This is a genomic window from Paremcibacter congregatus (assembly GCF_006385135.1).
Taxonomy (GTDB): Bacteria; Pseudomonadota; Alphaproteobacteria; order Sphingomonadales; family Emcibacteraceae; genus Paremcibacter; species Paremcibacter congregatus.
Genome location: NZ_CP041025.1, coordinates 3,483,031 through 3,509,142, shown reverse-complemented (window position 1 = coordinate 3,509,142; position 26,112 = coordinate 3,483,031). Strand labels below are relative to the sequence as shown.

Annotated in this window: 20 protein-coding genes and 1 pseudogene; 13 read left to right on the top strand and 8 right to left on the bottom strand. The window is 53.4% G+C overall.

Translation table 11 applies throughout. The features are described from left to right. From FIV45_RS15495 to FIV45_RS15485, 3 genes are read left to right on the top strand one after another with little or no spacing between them, the layout of a single operon-like run. Positions 1 to 924 (top strand): sulfite exporter TauE/SafE family protein, encoded by a 924-nt coding sequence (locus tag FIV45_RS15495; protein ID WP_099473215.1) that lies wholly within the window; start codon positions 1 to 3, stop codon positions 922 to 924. Then, positions 921 to 1,730: a TIGR02186 family protein gene (locus FIV45_RS15490; protein WP_099473213.1), complete on the top strand. Its 810-nt coding sequence runs from the start codon at positions 921 to 923 to the stop codon at positions 1,728 to 1,730. The genes FIV45_RS15495 and FIV45_RS15490 overlap by 4 nt, the downstream gene beginning before the upstream one ends. A 56-nt stretch (positions 1,731 to 1,786) precedes the next feature. Next, entirely contained in the window at positions 1,787 to 2,521 is a 735-nt protein-coding gene (locus tag FIV45_RS15485; RefSeq protein ID WP_099473211.1) for a cytochrome c biogenesis CcdA family protein, read from the top strand. 186 nt (positions 2,522 to 2,707) lie between these two features. Here the strand turns inward: FIV45_RS15485 and FIV45_RS15480 are convergent, their stop codons facing one another. The 3 genes from FIV45_RS15480 to FIV45_RS15470 all read right to left on the bottom strand — a co-directional run bounded on the left by FIV45_RS15480 (position 2,708) and on the right by FIV45_RS15470 (position 4,999). Then, positions 2,708 to 3,001, bottom strand: coding sequence for a hypothetical protein (locus FIV45_RS15480; RefSeq protein ID WP_099473208.1), 294 nt, complete (start codon positions 2,999 to 3,001; stop codon positions 2,708 to 2,710). 155 nt (positions 3,002 to 3,156) lie between these two features. Continuing rightward, entirely contained in the window at positions 3,157 to 3,828 is a 672-nt protein-coding gene (gene bioD / locus FIV45_RS15475) for a dethiobiotin synthase (protein WP_099473206.1), read from the bottom strand. Positions 3,829 to 3,847: 19 nt separating this feature from the next. Continuing rightward, positions 3,848 to 4,999 (bottom strand): aminotransferase class I/II-fold pyridoxal phosphate-dependent enzyme, encoded by a 1,152-nt coding sequence (locus FIV45_RS15470; RefSeq protein ID WP_099473203.1) that lies wholly within the window; start codon positions 4,997 to 4,999, stop codon positions 3,848 to 3,850. Positions 5,000 to 5,178: 179 nt separating this feature from the next. On the opposite strand from FIV45_RS15470, the pseudogene bioB reads away from it, so the two are divergent. The 3 genes and pseudogenes from bioB to FIV45_RS15455 form a co-directional block, all read left to right on the top strand. Then, a pseudogene (gene bioB / locus FIV45_RS15465) lies at positions 5,179 to 6,189 on the top strand (biotin synthase BioB); the annotation flags it as partial. A gap of 27 nt (positions 6,190 to 6,216) precedes the next feature. Then, on the top strand, positions 6,217 to 7,518 hold the full coding sequence (locus tag FIV45_RS15460; RefSeq protein WP_099473766.1) for an adenosylmethionine--8-amino-7-oxononanoate transaminase: 1,302 nt from the start codon (positions 6,217 to 6,219) through the stop codon (positions 7,516 to 7,518). A gap of 24 nt (positions 7,519 to 7,542) precedes the next feature. Then, a complete protein-coding gene (locus FIV45_RS15455) occupies positions 7,543 to 9,327 on the top strand; it encodes an aminopeptidase P family protein (RefSeq protein ID WP_099473198.1) in 1,785 nt (594 codons plus the stop codon). Between the two features lie 13 nt (positions 9,328 to 9,340). Here FIV45_RS15455 and FIV45_RS15450 read toward each other — a convergent pair whose 3' ends face one another. Together FIV45_RS15450 and FIV45_RS15445 are read right to left on the bottom strand one after the other, a co-directional pair. Continuing rightward, positions 9,341 to 9,844 carry a flavin reductase family protein gene (locus FIV45_RS15450; protein WP_099473196.1) on the bottom strand — a complete coding sequence of 168 codons (504 nt, stop codon included), beginning with the start codon at positions 9,842 to 9,844 and terminating at the stop codon, positions 9,341 to 9,343. A 143-nt stretch (positions 9,845 to 9,987) separates the two neighbouring features. Further along, positions 9,988 to 10,881, bottom strand: coding sequence for a LysR family transcriptional regulator (locus FIV45_RS15445; RefSeq protein WP_099473194.1), 894 nt, complete (start codon positions 10,879 to 10,881; stop codon positions 9,988 to 9,990). Positions 10,882 to 11,004: 123 nt separating this feature from the next. On the opposite strand from FIV45_RS15445, the gene FIV45_RS15440 reads away from it, so the two are divergent. The 4 genes from FIV45_RS15440 to mmsB all read left to right on the top strand — a co-directional run bounded on the left by FIV45_RS15440 (position 11,005) and on the right by mmsB (position 15,768). Continuing rightward, positions 11,005 to 12,498, top strand: coding sequence for a CoA-acylating methylmalonate-semialdehyde dehydrogenase (locus tag FIV45_RS15440; RefSeq protein ID WP_133118586.1), 1,494 nt, complete (start codon positions 11,005 to 11,007; stop codon positions 12,496 to 12,498). Between the two features lie 31 nt (positions 12,499 to 12,529). Continuing rightward, a complete protein-coding gene (locus tag FIV45_RS15435; protein WP_099473190.1) occupies positions 12,530 to 13,666 on the top strand; it encodes an isobutyryl-CoA dehydrogenase in 1,137 nt (378 codons plus the stop codon). 137 nt (positions 13,667 to 13,803) lie between these two features. Then, the gene (locus FIV45_RS15430; protein WP_099473188.1) at positions 13,804 to 14,859 is read left to right on the top strand and encodes an enoyl-CoA hydratase/isomerase family protein; all 1,056 of its coding nucleotides are present in this window, start codon (positions 13,804 to 13,806) and stop codon (positions 14,857 to 14,859) included. A 24-nt stretch (positions 14,860 to 14,883) separates the two neighbouring features. Further along, positions 14,884 to 15,768 (top strand): 3-hydroxyisobutyrate dehydrogenase, encoded by an 885-nt coding sequence (gene mmsB, locus FIV45_RS15425; protein ID WP_099473186.1) that lies wholly within the window; start codon positions 14,884 to 14,886, stop codon positions 15,766 to 15,768. Positions 15,769 to 15,772: 4 nt separating this feature from the next. Here mmsB and FIV45_RS15420 read toward each other — a convergent pair whose 3' ends face one another. Both FIV45_RS15420 and FIV45_RS15415 read right to left on the bottom strand, forming a co-directional pair. Then, positions 15,773 to 16,090 (bottom strand): 2Fe-2S iron-sulfur cluster-binding protein, encoded by a 318-nt coding sequence (locus FIV45_RS15420; RefSeq protein ID WP_099473184.1) that lies wholly within the window; start codon positions 16,088 to 16,090, stop codon positions 15,773 to 15,775. Between the two features lie 34 nt (positions 16,091 to 16,124). Beyond that, the gene (locus tag FIV45_RS15415) at positions 16,125 to 16,610 is read right to left on the bottom strand and encodes an Lrp/AsnC ligand binding domain-containing protein (protein WP_099473182.1); all 486 of its coding nucleotides are present in this window, start codon (positions 16,608 to 16,610) and stop codon (positions 16,125 to 16,127) included. A 646-nt stretch (positions 16,611 to 17,256) separates the two neighbouring features. On the opposite strand from FIV45_RS15415, the gene FIV45_RS18500 reads away from it, so the two are divergent. The 3 genes from FIV45_RS18500 (at position 17,257) to putA (ending at position 22,244) form a co-directional block, all read left to right on the top strand. Next, positions 17,257 to 17,403 (top strand): hypothetical protein, encoded by a 147-nt coding sequence (locus FIV45_RS18500; protein ID WP_165777023.1) that lies wholly within the window; start codon positions 17,257 to 17,259, stop codon positions 17,401 to 17,403. Between the two features lie 115 nt (positions 17,404 to 17,518). Then, positions 17,519 to 18,898: an L-serine ammonia-lyase gene (locus FIV45_RS15410; protein WP_099473181.1), complete on the top strand. Its 1,380-nt coding sequence runs from the start codon at positions 17,519 to 17,521 to the stop codon at positions 18,896 to 18,898. A 157-nt stretch (positions 18,899 to 19,055) separates the two neighbouring features. Then, a complete protein-coding gene (putA, locus tag FIV45_RS15405) occupies positions 19,056 to 22,244 on the top strand; it encodes a bifunctional proline dehydrogenase/L-glutamate gamma-semialdehyde dehydrogenase PutA (protein WP_099473179.1) in 3,189 nt (1,062 codons plus the stop codon). A 130-nt stretch (positions 22,245 to 22,374) separates the two neighbouring features. Here putA and FIV45_RS15400 read toward each other — a convergent pair whose 3' ends face one another. Continuing rightward, positions 22,375 to 25,446, bottom strand: coding sequence for a TonB-dependent receptor domain-containing protein (locus FIV45_RS15400; RefSeq protein ID WP_099473178.1), 3,072 nt, complete (start codon positions 25,444 to 25,446; stop codon positions 22,375 to 22,377). Between the last annotated feature and the right edge of the window lie 666 nt (positions 25,447 to 26,112).

The following is a 26,112-nucleotide window of genomic DNA, read 5'->3' as shown; positions in this document are numbered from 1 at the left end:
ATGCAGATTTACCTGCCGATAGCTGAAATTTCGATCAACATTTTTGTGCTGCTCGCCATGGGGGGCGGGGTTGGCTTTTTATCGGGAATGTTTGGGGTAGGTGGCGGCTTTCTTATGACACCGTTACTGATGTTCGTCGGGGTGCCGCCCGCAGTGGCGGTGGCGACGGAAGCCAATCAGATTACGGCGGCGTCGGTTTCCGGCGCGGTGGCGCATGGACGTCGGGGCGGGATTGATTACAAGATGGGGGCGGTTCTGATCGCCGGCGGGGCGGTCGGGTCCTATTTTGGCTCGATGCTATTTACTGTTCTGAAGGCCACCGGTCAGGTGGACCTGATGATCTCCCTGGCTTATGTTGTTTTCCTCGGCTCCATTGGCGGGATGATGTTTGTCGAAAGCGTCAGGGCGATCCTGCGGAATCGTCGCGGGGAGAAACCCCGGCCGGGGCGGCGTCAGCGCACCTGGGTTGATGCCTTGCCGTTCAAAATGCGCTTTCGGGCCTCCAAAATGTATGTCAGTGTCCTGATGCCGCTTGCTATTGGCGGTCTGGTAGGAGTTCTGGCGGCGATCATGGGGGTCGGGGGCGGCTTTATTATGGTGCCGGCGATGATCTATCTGCTGAACATGCCCATTAATGTGGTGATCGGGACGTCCCTGTTTCAAATTACGTTTGTAACTGCCAGCGTGACGTTCCTGCATTCGGTCAATACCCAGACGGTGGATGTGGTTTTGGCGCTTATTCTTCTGATCGGGGCGGTGATCGGGGCCCAGATTGGCGCCCGGGTCGGGCTGAAACTGAAGGGTGAACAGCTGCGGATTCTGCTGGCCTTACTGGTGTTGGTGGTCTGCGCCAAAATGGCTTATGATCTGGCGGTCAAGCCGGACGAACTGTATTCCGTCTTTCCGGTGGAGGTTGCCCATTGACCAGATTTCATTCCCTTATTCTCTTGATTGTAGGCGTGGCCTGTATCACGGTTGCCGGGCCTGAACGCGCCCTGGCGGAACGTATGGTCGCGGACCTGTCGGATCATACCATTGAAATCACGTCTCAGTTTTCCGGTACGGAGCTACTGATTTTTGGCGCCATTGAGAGGGCTATTCCCCAAGGCGATGGCGGGCATGGTGTAGCGATTGAGGGCATGGATTATGATGTGATCGTTGTTGTGCAAAGCGAACGCCACGATATGGTCATTCGCCGGAAAGGCATGGCGGGACCGATCTGGGTGAACAAGAACGCCAGGACGGTCAAGGATATACCCGGTTATTATGCGCTGACGTCTACCCGGCCATTGGAACATATTCTGCCCGAACCGATCCTGAAGGGGTATCAGTTGGGTCTGGATCGTTTGAATGTGAGTTTTGAGCAGGAGCTGAGCGAGAGAGAGGGAGAGGCCTATCGCGCCGGTTTTGTCCGCAATATGAAGGCCAAGGATCTTTATATCGAGCAGGAAGGCCTGATTAGCCTGCTGGATGAAATATTATTTCGGGCGGTTTTGCATTTCCCGGCCAATATGCCCGTGGGCGACTATAAAGTTGATATTTATCTGGCGCGCGGCGGCGAGATTTTGCTGCATGAAAAGGCGCCACTGGAAGTGGGTAAAACCGGACTGGAACGGGTGATTTATAACTTTGCCCACAGCCATCCGGCCTATTATGGTATTGTCGCCATTCTTGTGGCGCTGTTTGCGGGGTGGTTCAGCGGGTTTGTTTCACGTAAAATGAGTGTATAACGCTAATGTGATATAAAGAGTCTTGCGCTTTTGGGCCGGCACGTTAAAAACAACGCATGGAAAATATCGACGTCTCATATCTGGTCGCTCTGTTGAGCGGCATGTTCAGTTTTTTGTCACCTTGTGTCTTACCATTGGTGCCGGCCTATATTTGTTTTATTACCGGCAACAGTTATCAGGATATGCAGGATCGTGATAATATTGATAAATGGGCCATGTTCTGGCCGGCTCTGGCTTTTGTGCTCGGTTTTTCCACTGTATTTATCGCGCTTGGCGCCGGGGCGTCTTCCATTCAGGGGGTTCTGCAGGATTACAAGGATGTTTTCGCCAAAATTTCCGGTGTGATGATTGTGATCCTCGGGGTGCATTTTACCGGTCTGATCCGGTTATCCTTCCTGTATAAAGAAGCCCGTTTCCAGACCCAGGGCGAACAGAAAGGCCTGATCGGGGCCTATGTCATCGGGCTGGCGTTTGCCTTTGGCTGGACGCCCTGTATCGGCCCTATTCTGGCCACCATCCTGACCCTGGCCGCGACCCAGGAACATTTCTCGCAAGGGGTGGCGCTACTGGCGGTTTATTCATTGGGGCTCGGGGTGCCCTTTATTCTGGCATCGGTGGCGATCAATCGCTTCCTGGCGACATCGGCGCGTCTGCGGCGGCATATGCGGGTGGTGGAGTATATTATCGGGGCATTGCTGATTGTGACCGGGGTGGCGATTTTTACCGGGTCTTTGCAAAATCTTGGCTTTTACTTGATTGAAGCGATGCCGTGGCTTGCGAATATTGGCTAGGGATTTTGGGGCGTTTCCGGTTTTTCTGGAAAGAGTCCAAAAAAAAGCCTCGATGAGGCTTTTTCAGCATCACCGAGGCAGTCAGGCAGATGAAAGGTCATGGAAATGACCTTTCAAGGGATTCCAATAGATTACAACCTATGAGAATGAGCTTAGGATTTATTGGGCGGAAAAACAACTGAAATTTTAGTGGACGGTAATATAGTCCGGGCAAATTTGGCTGGCCAAAATATTATGCAACTCTCCCCAGAGATAGATTCCGTTTTTATTTTTGATCAAAATCATTTGATCCAGCATAGTTTTTGTATATGCAAGGACTTCGTTGCCATAACGTTGCCAAATATCATGGGCCGCCGTTCTCAAAATTGGCTGCGGGTCCATATCAAGCGCGCGCATTTCTGCAACCAGTTCTAAGAATGAATGTTCTTCATCGGTGGAAGTGCTGCTCTCATATGAACTTTTGGTCACTTGCGGGTTCATGTCATACTCCTGTCAGGTTGCTGTCGTTGTGCACTGACTTTCACTATGCAAAAGCTACGCCAAGTAACTAAGTCCTATATATGATTGAAATTTCACATTTTCTGAGAGGGGAATGGAGGGGGAAAAGCTTTCCGCGGCGGCAAAATGTGCCGGTTTCAAGAGCCGTCTTTGATCAATGTGGTCAGGTCTGTTGAGCAATCATTTCGGGCAATATTTTTTATTAAAATATTTGGTAACATTTTCGTGAAATCACCCAGAATCAGATCAAAATTTATATAATTTTGAAACGACTCGGAAATTACCAGACCGGCCAAAGGAACATTTTTTTGATCCAGGCAGGAGATGGCCGTCATGGTGTGGCTGATCGTACCGAGGTAAGATCCGGTCACCAGGAGGCAGGGGGTGCCCAGGCGCTGAAGGATGTCCAGCATCGTCTCGTTATAGTTGAGAGGCACCATTATGCCCCCCACGCCCTCAATCAGAAGATAATCAAGGTCTTCTGCGGCCTGGCTGTTGCAGAAGTCGAGAAGGTCATCGCCGGAAATTACCTCTCCGGCGTCTGCGGCGGCAATATGCGGTGGCAAGGGATCTTTATAGCGCCACGGTGAAATTCTCTTTATATTTTCAAGCGTTAGGTCTTGCTCCATGGCCATGAGGATCTGGCCGCTGTCTGAGGACGCGATATCATTTGCATCGAAGCCGCTGATGACAGGCTTGATGGCGCGGGCGGAAAATCCCTGTGTGCGCAATTGGCGCAGCAGCAGGCAGGTCACGTAAGTTTTGCCAATGTCTGTGCCGGTGCCGCCAATAAAGATAACCTTGGTCATATGTGATTTCCTGAAGAAACTAAACTATACCGAGTCTGCGAATGCTGTCAGTTAAAGCGTTGATTTCTCTCTCTTTGTGAGCGGCAGAGAAGGTGAACCGCAGGCGTGCGGTACCAACAGAAACCGTTGGGGGCCGGATGCCGGTGACGAGGAATCCGTTCTCTTCGAGCGATTTTGCATGCCGCATGGTTTTGTCGGTCGGGCCGATGATGATCGGTACGATCGGGCTTTCGGGGGCTGGCAGGCCAAGGCTGTCTGTAAAATGTTTGGCGTTCTGCAAGGGGCGCTGGCAATAGACGGGATCGGTTTCGATGATATCAAGCGCGGCAAGGGCCGCTGCGACGCTGGCCGGGGGCAAGGCGGTGGTGTAAATCAGACTGCGGGCCCGTGTTTTCATCAGGTCGATCACCGGTTTGCTGGCGCAGAGATAGCCTCCGAAACTGCCGATGCCTTTGGACAGGGTGCCCATCTGCAGCGGGATGGCGGGCGGTGGATCAAAGGCATGGCGGCTGCCGCGACCGGCGCCGATCACCCCGATGCCGTGAGCGTCATCAGTCATTAGCCAGCAATCGGTTTCCCGCGCCAACTGGGCCAGCTGATCCAGCGGGGCCAGATCACCATCCATGCTGAAAACACCGTCGGTAACGATCAGGGCCCGGGGGTGGTTTTTCCGATTCTTAAAAATTAATTCTTGTAAATGATTCAAATCATTGTGACGAAACGTGTAGGTTGTACTGGCGGCGAGGCTACTGCCGGCCCGCAGACAGGCGTGACTGAGTTCATCGAGGAAAATCACATCATCCTTACTCACCAGTGTCGGGATAATGCCGATGTTGGCGAGATATCCGGAACTGAACAGGCAGGCGTCTTCCGTACCCTTCAGCGCGGCCAGTCTTCTTTCCAGTTCGGCGATCAGGGGATGATTGCCGGTGATCAGGCGTGAGGCGCCGGCGCCGGCGCCGTAGCGGTCAATAGCATCCTTGGCGGCCTGTTTGACTTTGGGGTGATGGGTGAAATCAAGATAGTCATTGCAGCAAAAGGACAGCAGGGGTCGTCCCGCGCGTCTGGCCTGTCCCGCCGCCCAACGATCCGTCACGGTGATTTCACGTTTCAGGCCCTGTTCGACCAAAGGGGCGAGTTTATCTGCCGCAAAGATGTCGAGTGATTTCATGATGGCATCCTGATGATATCGCGGCCCTGTCGAGGCGGCGAAAAGCTTCGCTTGGTTCCGGCTTATGCATAATGCTATAGTATCGTATCTGTCAATCAAAGAGCAAAAAACTTGACTCTTCGGTAACCTTGAGGAAAGGTGCGGCAGAATTTGATTATTTTCAGTGAAGTGGAGCGCTCATGTCCTCGTTAAATGTTTCGGCTGTTGACTCTGAGAAAACGGCTGTCGCCGCCGAGCCGCAGACCCCTTATGCGGATGGTTTTCGTCATAACTGGACCAAGCGTGAAATCCTGGCCTTTTTCGACCTGCCCTTGATGGATCTGTTGTTTCAGGCGCAAACCGTGCACCGGGAATATTTCGATCCGAACCGGATTCAGTTGTCGCAGCTTTGCAGCATCAAGACCGGCGGTTGCCCGGAAGATTGTAAATATTGCCCGCAATCGTCGCGTTATCAGACCGATGTGGACGCGGAACGCCTGATGGCGGTGGAAAAAGTGCTCGAAGGGGCGCGCAACGCCAAGGCCAATGGCGCCACCCGTTATTGCATGGGCGCGGCCTGGCGCAGCCCGAAAGGCCGCGATATGGCGGCGGTCACCGACATGATCAAGGGGGTCAAGGATCTGGGTCTCGAATCCTGCATGACATTGGGCATGCTGGACGCGGATCAGGCGGCGGCCCTGAAGAAAGCCGGACTTGATTATTATAACCATAATGTCGACAGCTCACCTGAATATTATAAAGAGATCATCACCACCCGCACCTATGAGGACCGCCTCAATACGCTGGAAAATGTTCGCGGCGCCGGCATTAATGTCTGCAGCGGCGGCATCGTCGGCATGGGCGAGACGAAGGAAGACCGGGCGGGCATGTTGCAGACCCTGGCCAATCTGCCGACCCATCCGGGCAGTGTGCCGATCAATATGCTGGTCCAGGTCGAAGGCACCCCGCTTTATGGTGAGGGCCAGATGGACCCGTTCGATTTTATTCGCACCATTGCTGTGGCGCGCCTTTTGATGCCAGCGTCTTATGTGCGTCTGTCCGCCGGACGCGAAGCGATGAGTGATGAAATGCAGGCCATGTGCTTTATGGCCGGTGCCAACAGTATTTTTTATGGGGAAAAACTGCTGACCACGTCCAATCCGTTGCAGAATACAGATCTGGAACTGTTCGCCCGCCTTGGTATCACGCCAGAAGGCCAATAACCCAGAAGGTCAATGATGACGTCTCCCTCTGTAAAAGATTTACCTGACTGGTTCCGGGAAGGCTATGGCAATGTATGGCTGCCTTATACCCAGATGCAGACTGCTGAGGACGCGCTTCCGGTGGTCGGCACCGAAGGGGTGACGCTGGAACTTGCTGACGGTACGAAGCTGATTGACGGGGTAGCGTCCTGGTGGACGGCCTGTCATGGCTATAATAATCCCCGCATGCAGGAACAGATGATCGCCCAGGTGAAAAACATGTCTCATGTCATGCTCGGGGGCTTGTTGCATGAGGGGGCCGCGACGTTGGCCCGCCGCCTGGCGGATCTTTTGCCGGGGGACCTTAATCACGTTTTCTTTTCGGAAAGCGGATCGGTATCGGTGGAAATCGCCCTGAAAATGGCGGTTCAATATTGGATGAACAAGGGGGAAACCGGGCATCAGCGTTTTGTCTGTTTCCAATCCGGTTATCATGGGGATACCACGGCGGCCATGTCCGTGAGCAATTCCGGCGGTGATCTGGAAAATGAAGGCGGCATGCATAAGGCCTTCAGCGGTTTCCTGCAGCAACAGTTCCTGCGGCCCTTGCCGGAAACGCCGACAGAGATGGCGGAATTTGATGCCTTTCTCGCGGCCCATAAGGACGACATTGCCGGTGTGGTGATGGAGCCTTTGATCCAGGGAGCGGGCGGCATGAAATTTCACGGCGCCGATATTCTGGCGGAAATTTCGGCAAGCTGCGCCCGCCATGATGTCTTGTTGATTCTCGACGAGATTTTCACGGGTTTTGGCCGTACAGGCACGATGTTCGCCTGTGAACAGGCCGGGATTACGCCGGATATTATCTGTCTGGGCAAGGCACTGACCGCGGGAACCGTCGCCATGGCGGCGACGGTGGCGACCGATAAGGTCTATGGCGCATTCCTGTCGGATGACCCGGACATGGCCTTTATGCATGGCCCGACCTATATGGCCAATCCATTGGCCTGTGCGGCGGCGAATGCCTCATTGGATATTTTTCGTGACGAACCGGTTCTGGAGCAGGTCAAACGCATTGAAGGACATTTGAATCAGTCGCTGGAACAATTCCGTGAATTACCCGGGGTGGTGGATGTTCGGGTCAAGGGCGCAGTCGGGGTCATTCAGATGAAGGAAATCAAGGATCCGGCAGCGATGCGGGCTAGATTCGCGCGGGAAGGCGTATGGATCCGGCCCCTGGGAGATGTGATCTATCTAACCCCGTCTTTTACCATTGAAAGTCATGAGCTTGCGGCATTGACACAGGCCATCGATAAAGTGCTTAATAGCGCAGATTAGAAACATACTCAAAAGTGGGGCATTATGTATAATCGACTGTTGGCGTTAAGACAGCAATTGCGGAAGGCGGAATTGCAGGGGTTTCTTGTTCCCCACGAAGATGAGCATCAATGCGAATATACGCCGGCGCGGGCGAATAGACTCGAATGGTTGACGGATTTTACAGGGTCTGCCGGTCTTGGCGTCGTGACGTTGGCCCGGGCGGCGCTTTATGTTGATGGCCGGTATACCTTACAGGCCCGTACCCAGCTTGATCTTAAGCATTATGAAATTCTGAGCTTGCATGAAGATAAGGTGGAAGACTGGTTTCTTTCGACTTTGAAGCAGGGCGACCGGGTCGGATATGATCCGTGGCTGCACACGCAGGGTTTTATAGAGCAGATGAAACGCCATCTGGCGACCCGAAAAATTGAACTTCTGCCGCTGGAGATGAATCCTCTTGATGCCGTATGGGATGACCGTCCTGCGCCCGACCTGCATCCGGTAAAGCCGCACAAGATCGAATTTTCCGGCGAAGAGTCGCAGGATAAAAGGGCCCGGATCGCGGCCCAGTTGCAGGCGGATGGTGTTGAGGCGCTGGTTATTTCCAGTCTGGACAGCATTGCGTGGCTGCTCAACCTGCGCGGCAACGATGTGGCCAATAGCCCTTTGATTCTGAGCTATGTTATTCTGCAGAAATCCGGTCGGGCGATGTTTTTTGTCGATCCCGGGCAGGTTTCAGACGATGTGCGTGATTTTCTGGGGCCCAAGGTGACAATCAAACCTTATGACCAGTTCACAGAAGCAGTGCGTAAGCTGGGTGCGGGCGGGGTCAAAATTCTGGTGGACCCCCGGAAAAGTCATGCGGCCATATTGGACCTGTTGCATCAGGGCGGCGCCGACATTCAGGAAGGCGACGATCCCTGCCAACGGCTGAAGGCCTGCAAGAATGATGTCGAACTGGCGGGTATGCGTCAGGCCCATATCCGGGACGGGGTGGCACTGTGTAAATTTTTGTGCTGGTTGGGGCAGGCCGTGGCGACAGAAGAAGTCACGGAATTGTCGGCAGCGGAAAAGCTGGAAGATTTTCGGCGGGCGCAGAGCTTTTATCAGGGACCGAGCTTTGACACGATTTCCGGCGCTGGGGCTCATGGGGCGATTATTCATTACCGGGCGAGTGAACAGACAAATCGTCCCATTGGTGGCGATATGCTGTATCTGGTGGATTCTGGCGGTCAATATCTTGATGGCACCACGGATGTAACCCGGACGATTGCCATCGGCCAGAGTACAGAAGAGCAGCGCGATCGTTTCACCCGGGTGCTGAAGGGCCATATCTCTGTGGCGCGGGCGCGCTTTCCGGTGGGACGCAGCGGGGCGCATCTGGATACGCTGGCGCGCCGGTCGTTATGGGATGTCGGGCTTGATTATGATCATGGTACAGGTCACGGTGTGGGCTGTTATCTCGGTGTGCATGAAGGTCCGCAATCAATTTCCCAACGGGGCTTTGAAGTGGCGCTGGAACCGGGGATGGTCTTGTCCAATGAGCCGGGTTTTTACAAGCCGGGAGAATATGGCATTCGCATCGAGAACCTGATGGCGGTGCAGCCCAGTCATTTTGAGGATGAAGAGCGCTCGATGAATATCTTCGAAACCCTGACTTTCGTGCCGATCGATACCCGTTTGATCAATGCTCATATGATGACCAGTACGGAAATTACCTGGTTGAATATTTATCATGCCCAGGTGCGGGAAAAGATTGCCCCATTTCTCGAGGGCAAGGAACTGGCCTGGCTCCATCGCGCCACCCAGTCCATCATGGCGATGTAGGTCGGGGACGGCTTCAGGAACCGGTATAATTTCCATCCAGAAAAATCAGCGGCGAGATTTCTTCGCGGCTGATCACTTTACTGACTTTGCCGATAAATATGGTGTGGCTGCCATAGGCGTGCGCACCATCGGTATCACAGAAAATAGAGGCCTGGGCGTTGGCGAGATAGGGCAGTCCCTCCGGGCCGTCGCGCCAGTCGCCGAGGTTGAATTTATTCTCGCCTTTTTCGCGCCAGGCGCAGTTTTCCGATATGTCCTGCTGATCTGAAAACAGAATATTGACGCAATAACCATTTCCGGTGCCGAGGGCGTTGTGAATGCCATTTTCGTTGTTGACGCAGACCAGTAATGCCGGCGGATCCATACTGAGTGAGGTCACCGCCGTGGCGGTCATGGCGTAGCGGCGGGTTTGGTCACGGCTGGTGATCACGGTAACCGATGCGGCCAAACGGCGCATGGCCTGTTTCATCTGGTCCTGAATGGAAAGGTCTTGGGGTGTTTGAACAGATGACGTCATGCAGGGTCCAGTGAAAATATTACAGAAATTTACTCAATACAGGCCGTTATTCTATAGCGTTTTACACCGTAAAATGCCACGATTTATTTGTCTTTTCTTTGTTATATGATTAATCATTTAGTGTCAAATGGAAATGTTAATCTCTATGACTCCATCATATTCTGCCGCTGATCTTTCAGGAGTCGGGTGAGAAAGCGGCACACGGCATCGACCCGGGCCACCTGACGCAAATCTTCATGAACCACGAGCCAGTATTCGCGGTTGATGGAAATCTCCTCCGGCAGGATGGGGATCAGGCGCGGCTCCTGATTGGCCATAAAACAATGAATAACCGACAGACCGATGCCGTCAAGGGCTGCGTTATATTGCGCGAGTACGCTTGTGCTGCGGAATACCACATGGGGATCTTTGATTACCAGGTCGAGAAACCGCAGTTCGGGCAGTTGAATCAGATCATCGATATAGCTGATGAAATCATGGGCGCTCAGGTCCTCTGTGCCGGTGATCGGTGGATGGTGGTCGAGATAGTCTTGCGTGGCGTAAAGCTTCAGGCGATAATCGCACAGCTTCCAGGCGATCACCCGGCCGGCGTCGGGACGGGCGAGAGTGATGGCGATATCGGCTTCGCGTTTCGACAGGCTGGTACGCCGGGACTGGGCCATCAGTTCAAGTTCGATATCCGGATGCTGTTCACGGAACGCCCCCAGGTGATGAGCAATAATATGGGCGCTGAGGCCTTCCGGCGCCGACAGACGCACTGTGCCGGACAGGCGGGCGTCCTTGCCGGAGATTTCCTGATAGAGCTGATTGGATTGAGCCTCCATCTGTTCAGCGAAGGGCAGCAGGCGCAATCCGGCGTCGGTGAGCTGATAGCCGCGCGGCGATTTATCGAACAGGCGGGCATTGAGGTTCTTTTCCAGGGCGGCGATGCGGCGGCTGACGGTGGTGTGATCCACATGCAGTTTACGTGCCGCACTGATCAGGCGGCCGCGGCGGGACAGCTCAAGGAAAAACGGCAAATCGTTCCAGTCATACATGGATCATTCTCTGTGTATTTATGCAGATTGTTTGTGATATAATTATCATAGAAATGCAAATATGTCTCTAGTAAAGTAACCACAAATCATAGGGCAGTTTCATTCAAATAAAGGACGATGAGCATGAAAAATTATACACATTTGATTAATGGCGAACATGTGGGCGGCACCAGTGGCCGCTTTGGCGATGTTTACAATCCGTCCACCGGCGAAGTTTCCGCGCAGGTGCCCCTGGCGAGCCAGGGCGAAGTGGAAAATGCCATCGCCGCCGCAGAAGCCGCTTTCCCGGCCTGGGCCGCGACATCGGTTCAGCAGCGCGCCCGCATCATGACAAAATTCACGGCTTTGCTGTATAAGCATCAGCCGGAACTGGCCGAGCTTGTTTCACTTGAACATGGTAAAGTGATTGAAGACGCCATGGGATCAGTCCTACGCGGTATCGAAGTGGCGGAATTCGCCTGCGGTATCCCGCATTTGCAGAAGGGTGAATTCTCTGACAATGTTGGTGGCGGCATCGATATTTATTCCATGCGCAAGCCGCTTGGTGTGGTTGCCGGTATTACCCCGTTTAATTTCCCGGCGATGATCCCATTGTGGATGGCGGGCATGGCGATTGTCACCGGCAACACTGTGGTTCTCAAGCCATCGGAAAAAGATCCGGGCTGCCCGATGCGTCTCGCAGAATTGTTCCTCGAAGCCGGCGGTCCTGCCGGTGTGCTCAATGTGGTGAACGGCGATAAAGTGGCCGTTGATACCCTGTTGAATGACAGCCGCGTCAAAGCAGTAAGCTTTGTCGGCTCCACCCCGATCGCGCAGTATGTTTACGAGACCGCCACCCGGAACGGCAAACGCTGTCAGGCCATGGGCGGGGCGAAGAACCATATGCTGATCCTGCCGGATGCGGATCTGGAAGGCGTGGCCAACGCCCTGATGGGCGCGGCTTACGGTTCCGCCGGTGAACGCTGTATGGCGATTTCCGTTGGCGTCTGTGTCGGTGACGAAGTGGCGGACAAGCTGGTCGAGCTGCTGACCCCGCGGGTCAAGGCGCTGAAAATAGGCTCCAGCCTGGAAAAGAATCTGGAAATGGGGCCTCTGGTCACCGCTCAACACCGGGAAAAAGTCATGAATTACATCCAGATGGGTGTTGATGAAGGCGCCGATCTGGTGGTGGATGGCCGTGATTTCACGTTGCCGGGCAATGAAAATGGCTATTTCCTTGGCGGCTCCCTGTTTGATAAAGTGACCAAGGACATGACCACCTATCAGGAAGAAATCTTCGGTCCGGTTCTGCAGTTGATGCGGGTTCAGACCTTCGACGAAGGACTGGCGCTGGCCTCAGATCACCCTTATGGAAATGGTACTTCGATCTTTACCCGCAACGGTGCCGCAGCCCGGACGTACGCCGATAAAGTCGAAGTCGGTATGGTCGGCATCAACGTGCCCATTCCGGTGCCGCTGGCCTTCCACAGCTTTGGCGGCTGGAAAGCCTCGGCCTTCGGCGATCACAATCAGTTTGGCATGGAAGCTGTGCGTTTCTATACCAAAGTGAAGACCGTGACCTCGCGCTGGACGGAAAATGCCATCGCCGCGGATTTCTCTATCCCGACATTGAAATAGGCTCTAGGGTAACGCTCAAGGAGCTTTGATCATGGACTTTCACTTCACTGAAGAACAGCGGGCCATACAGGATATGGCCCGCGATTTCGCCGGCAAAGAGTTCGCACCCCATGCGGAAGTCTGGGATCGGGATCATATTTTCCCGGAAGACGCCCTGCGCAAGGCGGCGGAGTTGGGCCTCGCCGGCATTTATGTTGGTGAGGATGTCGGCGGCTCGGAGCTGTCCCGCCTCGATTCCGCGATGATATTCGAGGAACTGGCGAAAGGCTGCACCTCGACCGCGGCCTATCTGTCGATCCATAATATGGCGAGCTGGATGATCGATCATTTCGGGAGCGAAACTTTACGGCAGAAATATTGCCCCAAGATGACCTGTATGGACTGGTTTGGCAGCTATTGTCTGACCGAGCCCGGTGCTGGGTCCGATGCGGCGTCGCTGCGCACCAAGGCGGTGCGCGATGGTGATCACTATGTGGTCAATGGCGCGAAGGCTTTCATTTCCGGCGGCGGACGGTCGGAAGTCTACGTGGTCATGCTGCGTACCGGCGAGCCGGGCCCGAAAGGCATCAGCTGTCTTGTGATTGACAAGGATGCGCCGGGTTTGAGCTTTGGGGCGCAGGAAAAGAAACTCGGCTGGCACAGTCAGCCCACCTGTGTGGTCAATTTTGAAGACTGTCGCGTGCCGGTGGAAAATTTGGTCGGCGCGGAAGGTGATGGCTTCAAGATCGCCATGAAGGGTCTTGACGGCGGACGCCTGAATATCGGCGCCTGTTCACTCGGCGCGGCGCAGGCCTGCCTTGACCTGACGGTGGCCTATATGGCCGATCGCAAACAGTTCGGCAAGCCGCTCGCCGCCTTTCAGGCCCTGCAATTCCGCATTGCCGATATGGCGACGGAACTGGAAGCCGCGCGCCTGCTGCTGCATAAGGCGGCGATGAAGGTCGACGAAAAGGCCCCGGATGCGACGCCCTTTGCGGCGATGGCCAAAAGGCTGGCGACGGACACCGGCTTCAAGGTGGTCAATGAGGCGCTGCAATTGCATGGCGGCTATGGCTATGTCCAGGATTATCCCATCGAGCGTTACCTGCGCGACGTGCGGGTGCATCAGATTCTCGAAGGCACCAATGAAATCATGCGGGTGATTATTTCCCGGTCCATTCTGGGTTAACAAAATTTGGGTTGGGTTAAGAAAATCCGCGAGATTTTTTTGCGGCATGATACTTTTTCATTAGATATTTTCTCGGGCGAACAGGTTATAGTCCGGGAAATTCCCTTTAAACCTCGCACAGGCCGGAGACACCATCTATGACCAGTGAAGCAGAAATCCTTTTCGAGGCCCGCAATGGCCTCGGCATTATCACCCTCAACCGCCCAAAAGCCCTGAACAGTCTGAGCACCGATATGTGCGCGCAGATGGATCAGGCGCTGATCAACTGGGCCGGGGATGACGCCATCAAGGCGGTGATCATTCGCGGGGCCGGGGAAAAGGCTTTTTGCGCCGGCGGCGATGTCAAAACTTTGGCGGAAAACAGCCCGGAAGATCATCATCTGGCGACGGAATTCTTCCGCACCGAATATGTCATGAACAGCCGGATTTATCATTTTCCCAAGCCCTATATCGCTTTGCTCGATGGCATCACCATGGGCGGTGGCGTCGGGGTGTCGGTGCATGGCTCCCACCGGATCATTACCGAGAAAACCCTTTTCGCCATGCCGGAATCGGCCATTGGCCTGATCCCCGATGTGGGCGGCGGCTATTTTATGCCGCGTCTGCCGGGCAAGCTTGGCCTGTATCTCGGCCTGACCGGGGCGCGGTTGCGCGGGGCGGATATTCTCTATGCCGGGATCGGTACTTCCTATATGGCGTCGGCCAAACTGGACGATCTGATTGATGCCCTCGTTGCGGCGGAGATCAAGGATGTTCAGGATGTGGATCAGGTGATCAGCGCTTTCGCCGAAGACCCGGGCGAGGCGTCGCTTGATGAGTTCCGCGATCTGATTGATGCGGCCTTCGGCGAAGTGACTTTGGAAGCGGTGCTGGATCATCTGGACGCCATCGACCATCCCTGGGCCGAAAAAACCCTCGCGACCCTCAATAAAATGTCGCCGGTCAGCATGAAGGTGATCATTGAGCAGATTCTGCAGGGCGCCGAGCTGGAATTCGATGACGTGATGAAGATGGAATATCGCATTGTCAGCCATATCGTATCCTACCAGAGTGATTTCTATGAAGGCGTGCGTGCAGTGTTGATCGACAAGGATCAAAATCCGACATGGAACCCGCCAACGGTGGAAGAGGTCACGGACGAGATGGTCATGGCGCATTTTGCCCCACTCGGCGACAAAGAATTAATACTCTAAAAAAGATACTCAAGGAGAGAAGTGATGGCACAGGTTGGATTTATCGGACTCGGCAATATGGGTGGCGGCATGGCGCGCAATATTCTCAAGGCCGGGCATTCTTTGAAAGTATTTGATCTTAATGATCAGGTGGTCAGTGAAATTTGTGCCGAGGGGGCCGTAGCGGCCACCAGCGCCACCGACGCGGCGACCGATGTCGATGCGGTGATCACCATGTTGCCCGCGGGCAAGCATGTGAAATCGGTTTATCTCGGCGATGGCGGTCTTATTGCGGTTGCTCGTTCCGGAACCGTTATGATGGACTGCTCGACCATTGATGTGGACAGCGCCAGGGAGGTGGTGGCGGCAGCGACCGACGCCGGCATGCGGATGGTTGATGCGCCGGTATCAGGCGGTGTCGCGGCGGCGGCGGCGGGGACCTTGACCTTTATGGTTGGCGGTGCGGAAGAGGCCTTCGCGGCGGCGAAACCTTATCTTGACGACATGGGCGCCAATATCATTCACGCCGGCAAGGCCGGGTCCGGTCAGGCGGCGAAAATCTGCAATAATATGATGCTCGGCATTCAGATGATTTCTGTGGCCGAAGCCTTTGTGCTGGCGGAAAAACTTGGGCTTGAGGCGGAAAAATTGTTTAATATCTCGTCAAAAGCCTCCGGCCAATGCTGGTCCCTGACCTCTTATTGCCCGGTGCCGGGACCGGTGCCGACGTCTCCCGCCAACAACGACTACAAGGCGGGTTTTGCCGCCGCGATGATGTTGAAAGACCTGCGGCTCGCCCAGGAAGCGGCGAGCTCCGCCGGGGCGGAAACGCCACTGGGCAAGATGTCACGGGATCTCTATGAAAAATTCGCGGCCGAAAGCGCCGATGATATGGACTTCTCCGGCATTATCAACATGCTGCGGGATTAAGGTCTCAAGCCTGTTTCGGAATCGTAATAATCATGCCGTCCAGTTTGTCAGACACGTTGATCTGACAGCTGAGGCGGCTGTTTTTTTGCCGGTTGTCGAGAAAGTCGAGCAGATATTGCTCATCTTCGTCAATGGGCAGCAGGGCGGCCATCAGGTCGTCGCTTAGAATCACGTGACAGGTGGCGCAGGCGCAACCGCCGCCACAATCGGCGTCAATGCCGGGCACGTCATGCTCGACGGCGGCCTCCATCAGGCTCTCGCCGTTCGGGGCGTCCACGGTGATATGTTGATTGTCGGGAGAAATAAAGGTAATGCGGGTCATAAATCTCTACATCAATTTCAGGCTTGGGTGAATTTTAGGCCGGGCTGACGGCGATAGCGCTGGTGGCCTTGACTTCTTCCATCACAACATAGGTATGGGTGCTGCTGATGTCAGGGATGGCGGACAGTTTTTCGCCCAGAAAACGCCGGTAATGGGCCATATCCTTGGTGCGGACCTTGATCAGGTAATCAAAGCCGCCGGCCACAAGGTGACATTCCTGAACTTCTTCCATCTTGAGAATCGCGGTCCGAAACTCATCAAGCGCCCGCACGGTGGTCCGGTCAAGGGAGACCTCGATAAAGGAAACCAGAGCCGCGCCCAGAAGATCAGAATCCAGCAAGGCGACGTAACCCTTTATATAACCTTCTTTTTCCAGACGCTTAACGCGTTCAAGGCAGGGGGTCGGGCTGAGGTTGATGGCGTGGGCCAGCTTGACGTTGGAAACACGTCCGTCCTGTTGCAATATTTTAAGAATATTATGATCAATTTTATCGAGGGGGCGATGTTTTTCACTACTCATAGAATTATATTCTGTTTCATATCAGGTTGACTAGATTTTATTTCAAATATAGCCCCAATATAGCAACACATTCTGCTTATGAAAAGCTATTCTACGCTCTTAGCGTGTCAAAAACGCAATGTGTGTGTTAGGTGACTGATATTACAGAACAAATACATTTTTGGCAGGCTTATATGGCTTCTCCGGAAGTTATAGAGATTGGGTCTCGCGCACTTATGTAATGAGACATGACGGGGTGGCTTTTCCGTCTGTCAAAAAAAAGTTATCGGGTATGATATCCTCCCTTCATACCGTTGTGGCACTAAGTGATGGCTTTTGTTGTGGCTAATAAGGACGCGAGACCAATTTTCTCTTATGATACAGCGTGTTGATATAAAATATTTATTGCGTATCATGTCGCGTTTCCGTGGTTTTCCCCCTCTATTCTCTTTATGTTTCCCTCTGGGATCACAATATTGTTTCTTTGTACGAAAAAGGCCGATTTGCCATTGACATTCGAATCCATGAGGCGTAATTGGTCGTCAATGGCGGAATAATCTGCGGTAAGCAGGCGTCAGTGGCATAAAAATGTCACATTTTAGCGTGATACTGTTTGGACTAACAGAGAGTGGCTTATATTAAAGTGAGTGAAAGCGTAGGGAAAGACATGGCTAATGAAACGGTTGAAGCATTGGCGAAACAGCTGATCCGTCGCATGGGACGTTCCCAGGCGATGCAGATCTGTCAAACCAACAAGTGGTTTCGGGTTCTGGATCACATCAAGGCTGTTGATAAAGGCCTGACCTCCAAATAAAATGATGTTCCCCGCACGGGCAGCATAATTTTATTGAAATGGTAAAACCCCCTTGACCTCCGGGCAACGGGAGCAGAGAGTAACTCTGTGAATTTTCGTGGAGGGAATGAGGGTAATGTTTCTAAGCGTTTTTGATTTGTTTAAGGTCGGGATAGGCCCGTCCAGTTCTCATACGGTCGGCCCGATGATTGCGGCCCGACGTTTTCTTTTGTCTCTGGAAGACTCCCATCTTTTTTCTGACGTGGCCCGCTTGCGGGTGGATGTCTATGGTTCGTTGGCCCTGACCGGGCTGGGGCATGGGACGGACATTGCCATTCTGCTTGGTCTGATGGGCGAGGTGCCCGATCAGATTGACCCGGAAATTATTCAGGATGCCGTGGCGGAAGCCCGCCGCAACAAGAGCCTCACTCTTCTAGGCAAGAAGAACATTGCCTTTCGTGAACCTGACGATATGCCATTTTTGATGGATGAACTGTTACCTCACCATACCAATGGTCTGGCCTTTTATGCGTTTGATGAGAAAGGCGCGCTTCTGTCCCGGGATAATTATTATTCGGTCGGGGGCGGTTTTGTGCTGTCAGATGCGGAACTGGGCAGGAACACACCGGACAAGGCGCAGGAACCGGTGCCGTATCCCTTTAACACCGGTGATGAACTGCTGGCGGTGTGTGAAAGTAATGAGCTGAGCGTTGCCGAAATCATGTGGGCCAATGAAACGGCCCTGATGCCAAAGGCGGAACTGGTGTCCGGGATGGATGTCATCTGGCAAGCGATGGAAAATTGCATCGATCGGGGGTGTAACGTCCGCGGCACCTTGCCGGGTGGATTGAAAGTGGAACGTCGGGCGGCGCAGCATCACAAGGATCTGTGCACCAGTCAGGAACGTCAGCTTTGTGACCCAACGGTGATACTTGACTGGATCAATCTTTGGGCTCTGGCGGTGAATGAAGAAAATGCCGCCGGCGGCCGGGTGGTTACGGCCCCGACCAATGGGGCGGCCGGCATCATTCCGGCGGTCTTGCGCTATTTCGACCGGTTTTACAATCGTCGCGGTATGGATGGCATTCATGATTTTCTGCTGACCGCGACGGCGATCGGGTCGCTGTATAAAAAGAATGCGTCAATTTCCGGGGCGGAAGTCGGGTGCCAGGGCGAGGTTGGCGTCGCCTGTTCCATGGCGGCAGGCGCCTTGACCGCGGTGATGGGCGGCAGCGCCCGTCAGGTGGAAAATGCCGCAGAGATCGGTATGGAGCATAATCTCGGGCTGACCTGTGACCCGATTGGCGGCCTGGTGCAGGTGCCCTGCATCGAACGTAACGCCATGGGGGCGGTCAAGGCGATCGACGCCAGCCGTCTGGCCCTGCGCGGTGACGGCAAGCATATGGTCTCGCTCGACAAGGTGATCGAAACCATGCGTCAGACGGGCGAAGACATGAAGGTCATCTATAAGGAAACCTCCCAAGGCGGTCTCGCCGTGAATGTGGTGGCCTGTTAAAAGATCATAATTTTCTCTCTTGGCATAGTTTTTTAGACTGACAATAAGCTAAAATAATAGATTTTATATCGTCAATATTTGGATTATGGCGAGATATTCTGCTGTTGATCTGCTATAACCCTAGCGTCATATATATCAACGACGGTAGAGTAATATTATGTATTCATTGGCCATACCCGCGCCGGATCAGGCGCCTGGAAAGACGAAAAGTCTTTCCGACATCCGGACAGCCTTGCGGTCCATGACCCATGCGGATGAAGAGAAATGTATTGATAATCTGTTGAGCAGCAGCGGCCTGACCCAGAGCGCGCGTCAACGGATCGTCACCAATTCCCGGGATCTGGTGAACCGGTCGCGGCAAGTGAGCGACGCCCAGGGCACCATGGACCATTTCCTGCAGGAATTTGGCCTGTCCAACCGGGAAGGTGTGGCGTTGATGTGCCTGGCCGAGGCGCTGTTGCGGGTGCCCGATGGCCTGACCGCTGATAAGCTGATTGCCGAGAAGATCGCCTCTGGCGACTGGGCCGAGCATAAAGGAAAATCCGAGTCCATGTTCGTCAATGCCTCGACCTGGGGGCTGATGATGACCGGCGGCGTGGTTAAGCTGGGTCGGGATGTGACCGATAATTTCACCGGCTGGATGAAACGTCTGGTCACCAAAAGTGGCGAACCGGTCATTCGCAAAGCCGTGATGCAGGCCATGCGCATCATGGGCGGTCAATATGTGCTTGGACGCACCATCGAGGAAGCCGCCAAACGTGGCCGCAAGGAAAACCGTCCGGATACCCGGTTTTCTTTCGATATGCTGGGGGAAGGCGCCCGGACATTGGCTGATGCTGAACAGTATTTCGTCGCCTACAGCGAAGCGATCGAGAAAATCGGCGCCGCCAACGACAAGGATACGGTTGCGGCGGCGCACGGGATTTCGGTTAAATTCTCGGCGCTGCACCCGCGCTATGAATTTGCCCAGCATGACACAGTGATGCAGGTGATGTATCCAAAAATTCACAGTCTGGCCCTGGCGGCAAAACAACGGGGTCTGGGCTTTACCATTGATGCGGAAGAGGCCGACCGGCTTGATATTTCACTGGATATCTTTGAACAGCTGGCCCGGTCGCCGGAACTTGTCAACTGGGACGGGTTGGGTATCGTGGTGCAGGCCTATCAGAAGCGCGCGCCTTATGTGCTCGACTGGTTGATTGCGCTCGGGACCGAGCTTAAGCGCAAATTCATGGTGCGTCTGGTCAAGGGTGCCTACTGGGACAGCGAGATCAAGCACGCCCAGGAAATGGGGCTGCCGGACTATCCGGTCTATACCCGCAAGCCGAGCACCGACCTGAGCTATCAGATTTGCGCCGAGCGCATGATGGCGGCGCGCGACGTGCTCTATCCCCAGTTCGCGACCCATAATGCCTATACGGTGGCGCTGGTTCTGGAACTGGCCGGGAATGACCGGGATTTCGAGTTTCAACGCCTGCACGGCATGGGGCATCTGCTTTATGAACAGCTGCAGAAAATGACCAGTCCGCCGGTCAACATGCGGGTTTATGCCCCGGTGGGGGCCCATAAGGATCTGTTACCGTATCTGGTGCGGCGCTTGCTGGAGAATGGTGCCAACAGTTCGTTCGTTAATCGGTTTATGGACAAGAAGGTCCCGGTCGAGGAACTGATGCAGGATTGTGCCGAGCTGGTACAGGCCGCCAGCCCCCGGCGTCATAGTCTGATCCCGGTGCCCACGGATATTCTGTCGGCGTCCGGGCGGGAGCCGTTGCCGCGAAAGAATGCCAAGGGACTTGATCTTGCCGATCCGGTTGAAGTCAAACATCTGAAAGAAAAAATGGAAAAAGCTGTGCGTGAAACATTGATGGCAGGCCCGATCGTGGGCGGAGAACTTCTCACCCGTCCGACGAAGGATGTGGTCAATCCGGCGCATGTCGGTCAGGTGGTGGGGCTGGTCGGGCAACCGACAGATGCTGATATGGATCTGGCGCTGACAAAATCGGCGGCGGCGCAGAAAAGCTGGGACGCGTTGGGGGGTAAGGCCCGGGCAGACATTCTGAATGCGGCCGCAGACATCATGGAAGCACAGGAAGAATCCCTGATGGGGATTATTGGCCGTGAAGCCGGACGCACGATTGCCGATGGCCTGTCGGAAGTGCGCGAAGCCGTTGATTTCCTGCGCTATTACGCCATGCGGGCCGAAGTGGATTTCGAGGAACCGATCTTGCTGCCGGGCTGTACGGGCGAACAGAATGAACTGAGCTTGCACGGGCGCGGTACGTTTTTGTGCATCAGCCCGTGGAATTTCCCGCTGGCGATTTTTGTCGGCCAACTGACCGCGGCTCTGGCGGCCGGGAATGCGGTGATCGCCAAGCCCGCGGAACAGACGCCGTTGATCGCGGCCGAAGCTGTGAAAATCCTGCATCAGGCCGGGGTGCCGGGCGATGTCCTGCATTTGATCCCGGGGGACGGGGCCCATGTCGGCGCGCATCTGGTGGCCGATCCACGCATCAGTGGCATCGCCTTTACCGGCTCGACCGATACGGCGAAACTGATCAACCGCACACTGGCGGCGAAAGACGGCGCGATTGTGCCTCTTATCGCGGAAACCGGGGGACAGAATGTGATGATCGTTGACAGTTCCGCGCTGCCGGAACAGGTGGCCGATGATGTGATCGCATCGGCGTTCCAGTCGGCCGGGCAACGCTGCTCGGCGCTGCGGGTGCTGTATCTGCAGGAAGAGGTGGCCGACAAGATCATTGACATGCTGAAAGGCGCGGTGGCCTGTCTGAAGATGGGGGATCCGATGGAATTGTCCACCGATGTGGGACCGGTGATTGACGAGACGGCCCGCCGGTTGCTGGTTGATCATGCGGCGCGCATGGACCGGGAAGCGACGCTGATCGCTGAAGTGCCCCTGCCGGACGCGTGCCAGGACGGAACATTTTTTGGCCCGCGCATTTACGAGATCGAGACGCTGGATCAGCTGACCCGTGAGGTTTTCGGCCCGATCCTGCATATCATCCGCTATAAGGCGCGGGATCTTGACAAGGTGCTGGACCAGGTGCGGGCGACGGGCTTCGGCCTGACGCTTGGGGTGCACAGCCGCATTGAGAAAAGCGCCCAGGAGATTTTCCAGAAACTGGATGTGGGCAATACCTATGTTAACCGCAACATTGTCGGGGCGGTGGTCGGGGTCAACCCGTTCGGGGGTCAGGGCCTGTCGGGCACCGGCCCGAAGGCCGGCGGTCCGCGTTACATGTACCGCTTCGCGACGGAGAAGACGTTGACCATCAACACGGTGGCCACCGGCGGCAATACGGAATTGTTCAGTCTGGAGGATTGATCAGACGATCGTCTAACCCTTAAAGAGAAAGCCGGGCCATATGGGGCCCGGCTTTTTTTGTTCTTGCTTATGTTCAAAAAGAAAGCGGCGACCCGAAGGCCGCCGCTTGTTGTTTGATTATAGTTTTGAATTAGAAACTTGCTGTCACAGACATATGCAGGTAACGACCCAATGTGTCGTAGAAGCCCGCAAATGTATTGGCGTTGGTAGAGTAAGTACCAGTGACAATAGGTGGCTCTTTATCAAAGATATTGTTCACACCAGCAGTCAATTCGATATTTTCAGTGACGACGAAGTTCGTTGTCAGGTCAAAATAACTCTGTGCTGCAATCTCGGCATTTACACCTGTTGCTGTAGCGTCTTCATTCTTGACGCCACCGTAATACCGCCATTTAGCCGTAACACGCCAGAAGTCGTTTGAATCAAACCCAACGCGCATGGCATGACGCCATTTTGGTGAAGGGAAACAGTTAGATCCAAATTTACCTTTACATTCATACTCGGAAGGCGCGAAATCAGGAATTTCCTGAGTGTACTTCTTGAGCAGGTATGTTCCGACCATATCGACAGATAATGTGCCGTCGCCGAGATCAACTCTGTAATCTCCAACAACATCAATACCTCTTTGGCGGGTGAAGCCAAGGTTCTGCGTTGTTGCAACAACTCGGCCTGCTTTCCCAAGCCACAAGCTGCCGTTAGGTGCGCGTGTTACCAGGTCACAGAAGACAGGGTTGCCTGTCAAGCCACACTGTGTCACGGACAGTTCTTCGTCAATGCTGTCAATCAGACCGCTGATTTTGATGTCCCAATAGTCAACACTTACTGTCAAACCATCTATTGGCGTTGCAACAAAACCTACTGTGAAGGTATCTGCAACCTCGGCTTCGAGGTCAGGGTTACCACCACCAAAGCTGTTGTATTGGTCAGCCGGGCTTGGACCGATGTTACCGTACTGAGCAGCGCTGACGCCTGTGAGGGCGCATTGTGCAGCTGTCAGAGTAGGTGTTGCACCGGAACAGGGGTCTTCACCACCCCACAGACCTTCGGTTTGTGGGAGGAACAACTCAAGTACGTTTGGAGCGCGTTCCGCACGGTTATAGCTTGCGCGGAGTTTGATCTCATCAATTGGCCGCCAGCTCAAACCTGCTTTGTAGGTGAAAGAGCTGCCCGTTGTGCTGAAGTCGGCATAACGTGCAGCAAGTTCCAGAGACAGGTCCTGAGCGAATTCAGCGCCCTGCATCAATGGGATAAACAATTCACCGAAGACTTCTTTCGTGTCGTATGAACCGTCAACGGATGCGGTTGCTCCGCCTTGACCCAGAAGAAGGCCTTCTTCAAACAGTTGGTCACTGCTACGTTCGAAGGATTCTTTGCGGTATTCAACACCAAACACAGCCTGAATAGGATCTTCCGCGATAGCTATAGGAAGTTCGCCTGTAACATAACCGTTAAGTACTGTCTGTGCAGTCTGACCAGTAACAATACCGGTTGCTGTCAGATAGTTGGCCTGCTCTGCTGTTACACCCTGGTAGGTGAAAATCTGGTAAGGCAAACAGCCACCGGCACGTGCGGATGCGTCCGCACATTGCATATTGCCGTCGGAATCAAGATTGACATCAAGGGCTTTAGCAATGTTTGGGCCATAAAAGTCATTCTTATATGCTGTAGAGCTGTTAGTGGACCCATGTGTCAAGGAAACATCATAACGCCATGTATCGTCAATGTCACCTTCGGCACCAACGACAAAACGGAAGGCGCTATGTGTAAGGTTGTCCTGACGAGGGCCGCCCTCAACGTTACGTTTACCAACATAAACAGCGAAGCTGTCGTCAGCCCCTAAACCACGTGCTCCACAGATTTGAGCAGATTGTGCAGCAGAAAGAAGCGGGCTATTACATTTTATGTTATATTCTTCATCAAAGAAGGTGCCACTTTCAGCGATTTGGGATTTTGTTGTATCGCGAGCAAACATGACTTCAGCGTACGGTTTGAAATACTCGCTGACTTCATAGTTCAGGAAAGCACCTGCAGAGAAGCGTTCATCTGGACGCTGAAAATGGTTTACAGGGGCATAGTTGTAGATGTTTGTGCCGTCATATCCTGCCAATGCACCTGTAGAAGTCAGGGAGTCGAATGTATTGGCGTCATGATCTGCAAAACCGTTTGCTGATGTTGCATCAGTAGGGAACCAAGGCATGGCGACCCGTGAGCCATTATTGGTATAGGATGGCAAGCCGTCACCGCCAATAATAAGTTCACCAATCAGATCTTCATCAGTAATGATGCCATCGTCAAAGTCGGATTTTGAATAACGATCATAGCCATAGATAGTGTCCCCTGTAAGTGGGTCAGTAGGATATAGATCGAAGTTCGGGACAACAGCGTTGGCAGAACCACCGCAAGATGTACCGGCTCCATTCAATGCACAAGATGCGTAATCGCGGCTCTCTTGACGTAACTCTTTAATTTTGCGGTAGTTCACATAAATTGTGGCATGACCTTTATCGTCGGCAAACGCGCTGCCCATAGCCATGTCAAGGTTATACTGTGTTCCGCCCCAAGTGCTTCCCTTCGGGTATTCGAAGTTTTTGGCATCCAGCAAACCACGGAAGAATTCATTGCGGTTGTTATGTTGGTATGTTGACACACCACCTGTAACTTTCAGGCCTTCAAATTCTTTATCCATGATAAAGTTGACAACACCGGAAACCGCATCGGCACCATATGTGGCGCCCGCGCCGCCAGTAGCAATCTCAACGCGCTTCACCAGACCGGCTGGGATTTGGTTGATGTCGGCAGCGTTGGTGTTGATGCCACCAGGCTGTAGGCGACGGCCATTTACCAGAACCAGTGTCCGCTGTGAACCAAGGCCACGCAGATCAAGGCTGGCTGTACCAGTAGCGCCGTTGGCCAGCAAACCAGTCTGGCTGGCTTCAAGCTGAGGCATGCTGTTCATCATGTCTTCAAGGCGAGTATGGCCACTATATTTGATTTCTTGCGCGTCGGTAACGGCAAGAGGACTCACGCTTTGAATGTCTTTACGTACGATACGTGAACCGGTTACGACAACTTCTTCAAATGTTACTTCTTCCGCTGCGGCTTCTTCAGCAGCAGAGGCAGTTTGAATGCCGAATGTCAGGGTAGAGGCGACCGCAATTGCGGACACGCCATATTTGAGACGCGAGGTAAAATCGCTCTTCATAGTAGTTCCTCCGTAGAAGTTTTAAAATTGTGGGACAGTCTGTTTTATTTTTATCGACTCACAATCAGTGCCACTTTTCATTTTATTTGGGTAAAGTGGTGTAAAAAAACAGTTAAATTTAAGCTAGCCTCCTTCTGATTTTCTGCTTTAATTTTTGTCCCGTTATTTAGGTACATTTTTTATGGCCATCTTCAGCTTTTTTAAAAGCCCACACAGAATTGAAGCAGCCATTTGTACATTATCTGATCGCCCGATCCCGAAAGATCCACACATGTGAGCGGACAAATAACACGATGAAGCTATCATCCCTTCTTCGGACGGTCAATTTTTTTGAATTTTCATATGTGACTATATTATCACAGTGTGGTGATGTTTTCCTGCAACATACGGTCGTTTTGAATTTTTCTAGAGAAATGATAATATTTTACAGAATATTATTTTGATTATTTGATAAAATTACGCTCATTGTATTGATTTTTGCCGCTCAATATTTATTGATGCAGAGTTTGATATGGTAAGAGAGAAAGTGGAGCCTAATATTCTTGTTGTAATTTTGTTGCTTGGCATTAGGCGATAGAATAATTTTATTCTTAAATATGACGAATCAAAGGCTTTGTCCATCTCACTTGATGAAACCCTATATGAATTAACATTATAGTACGTTGT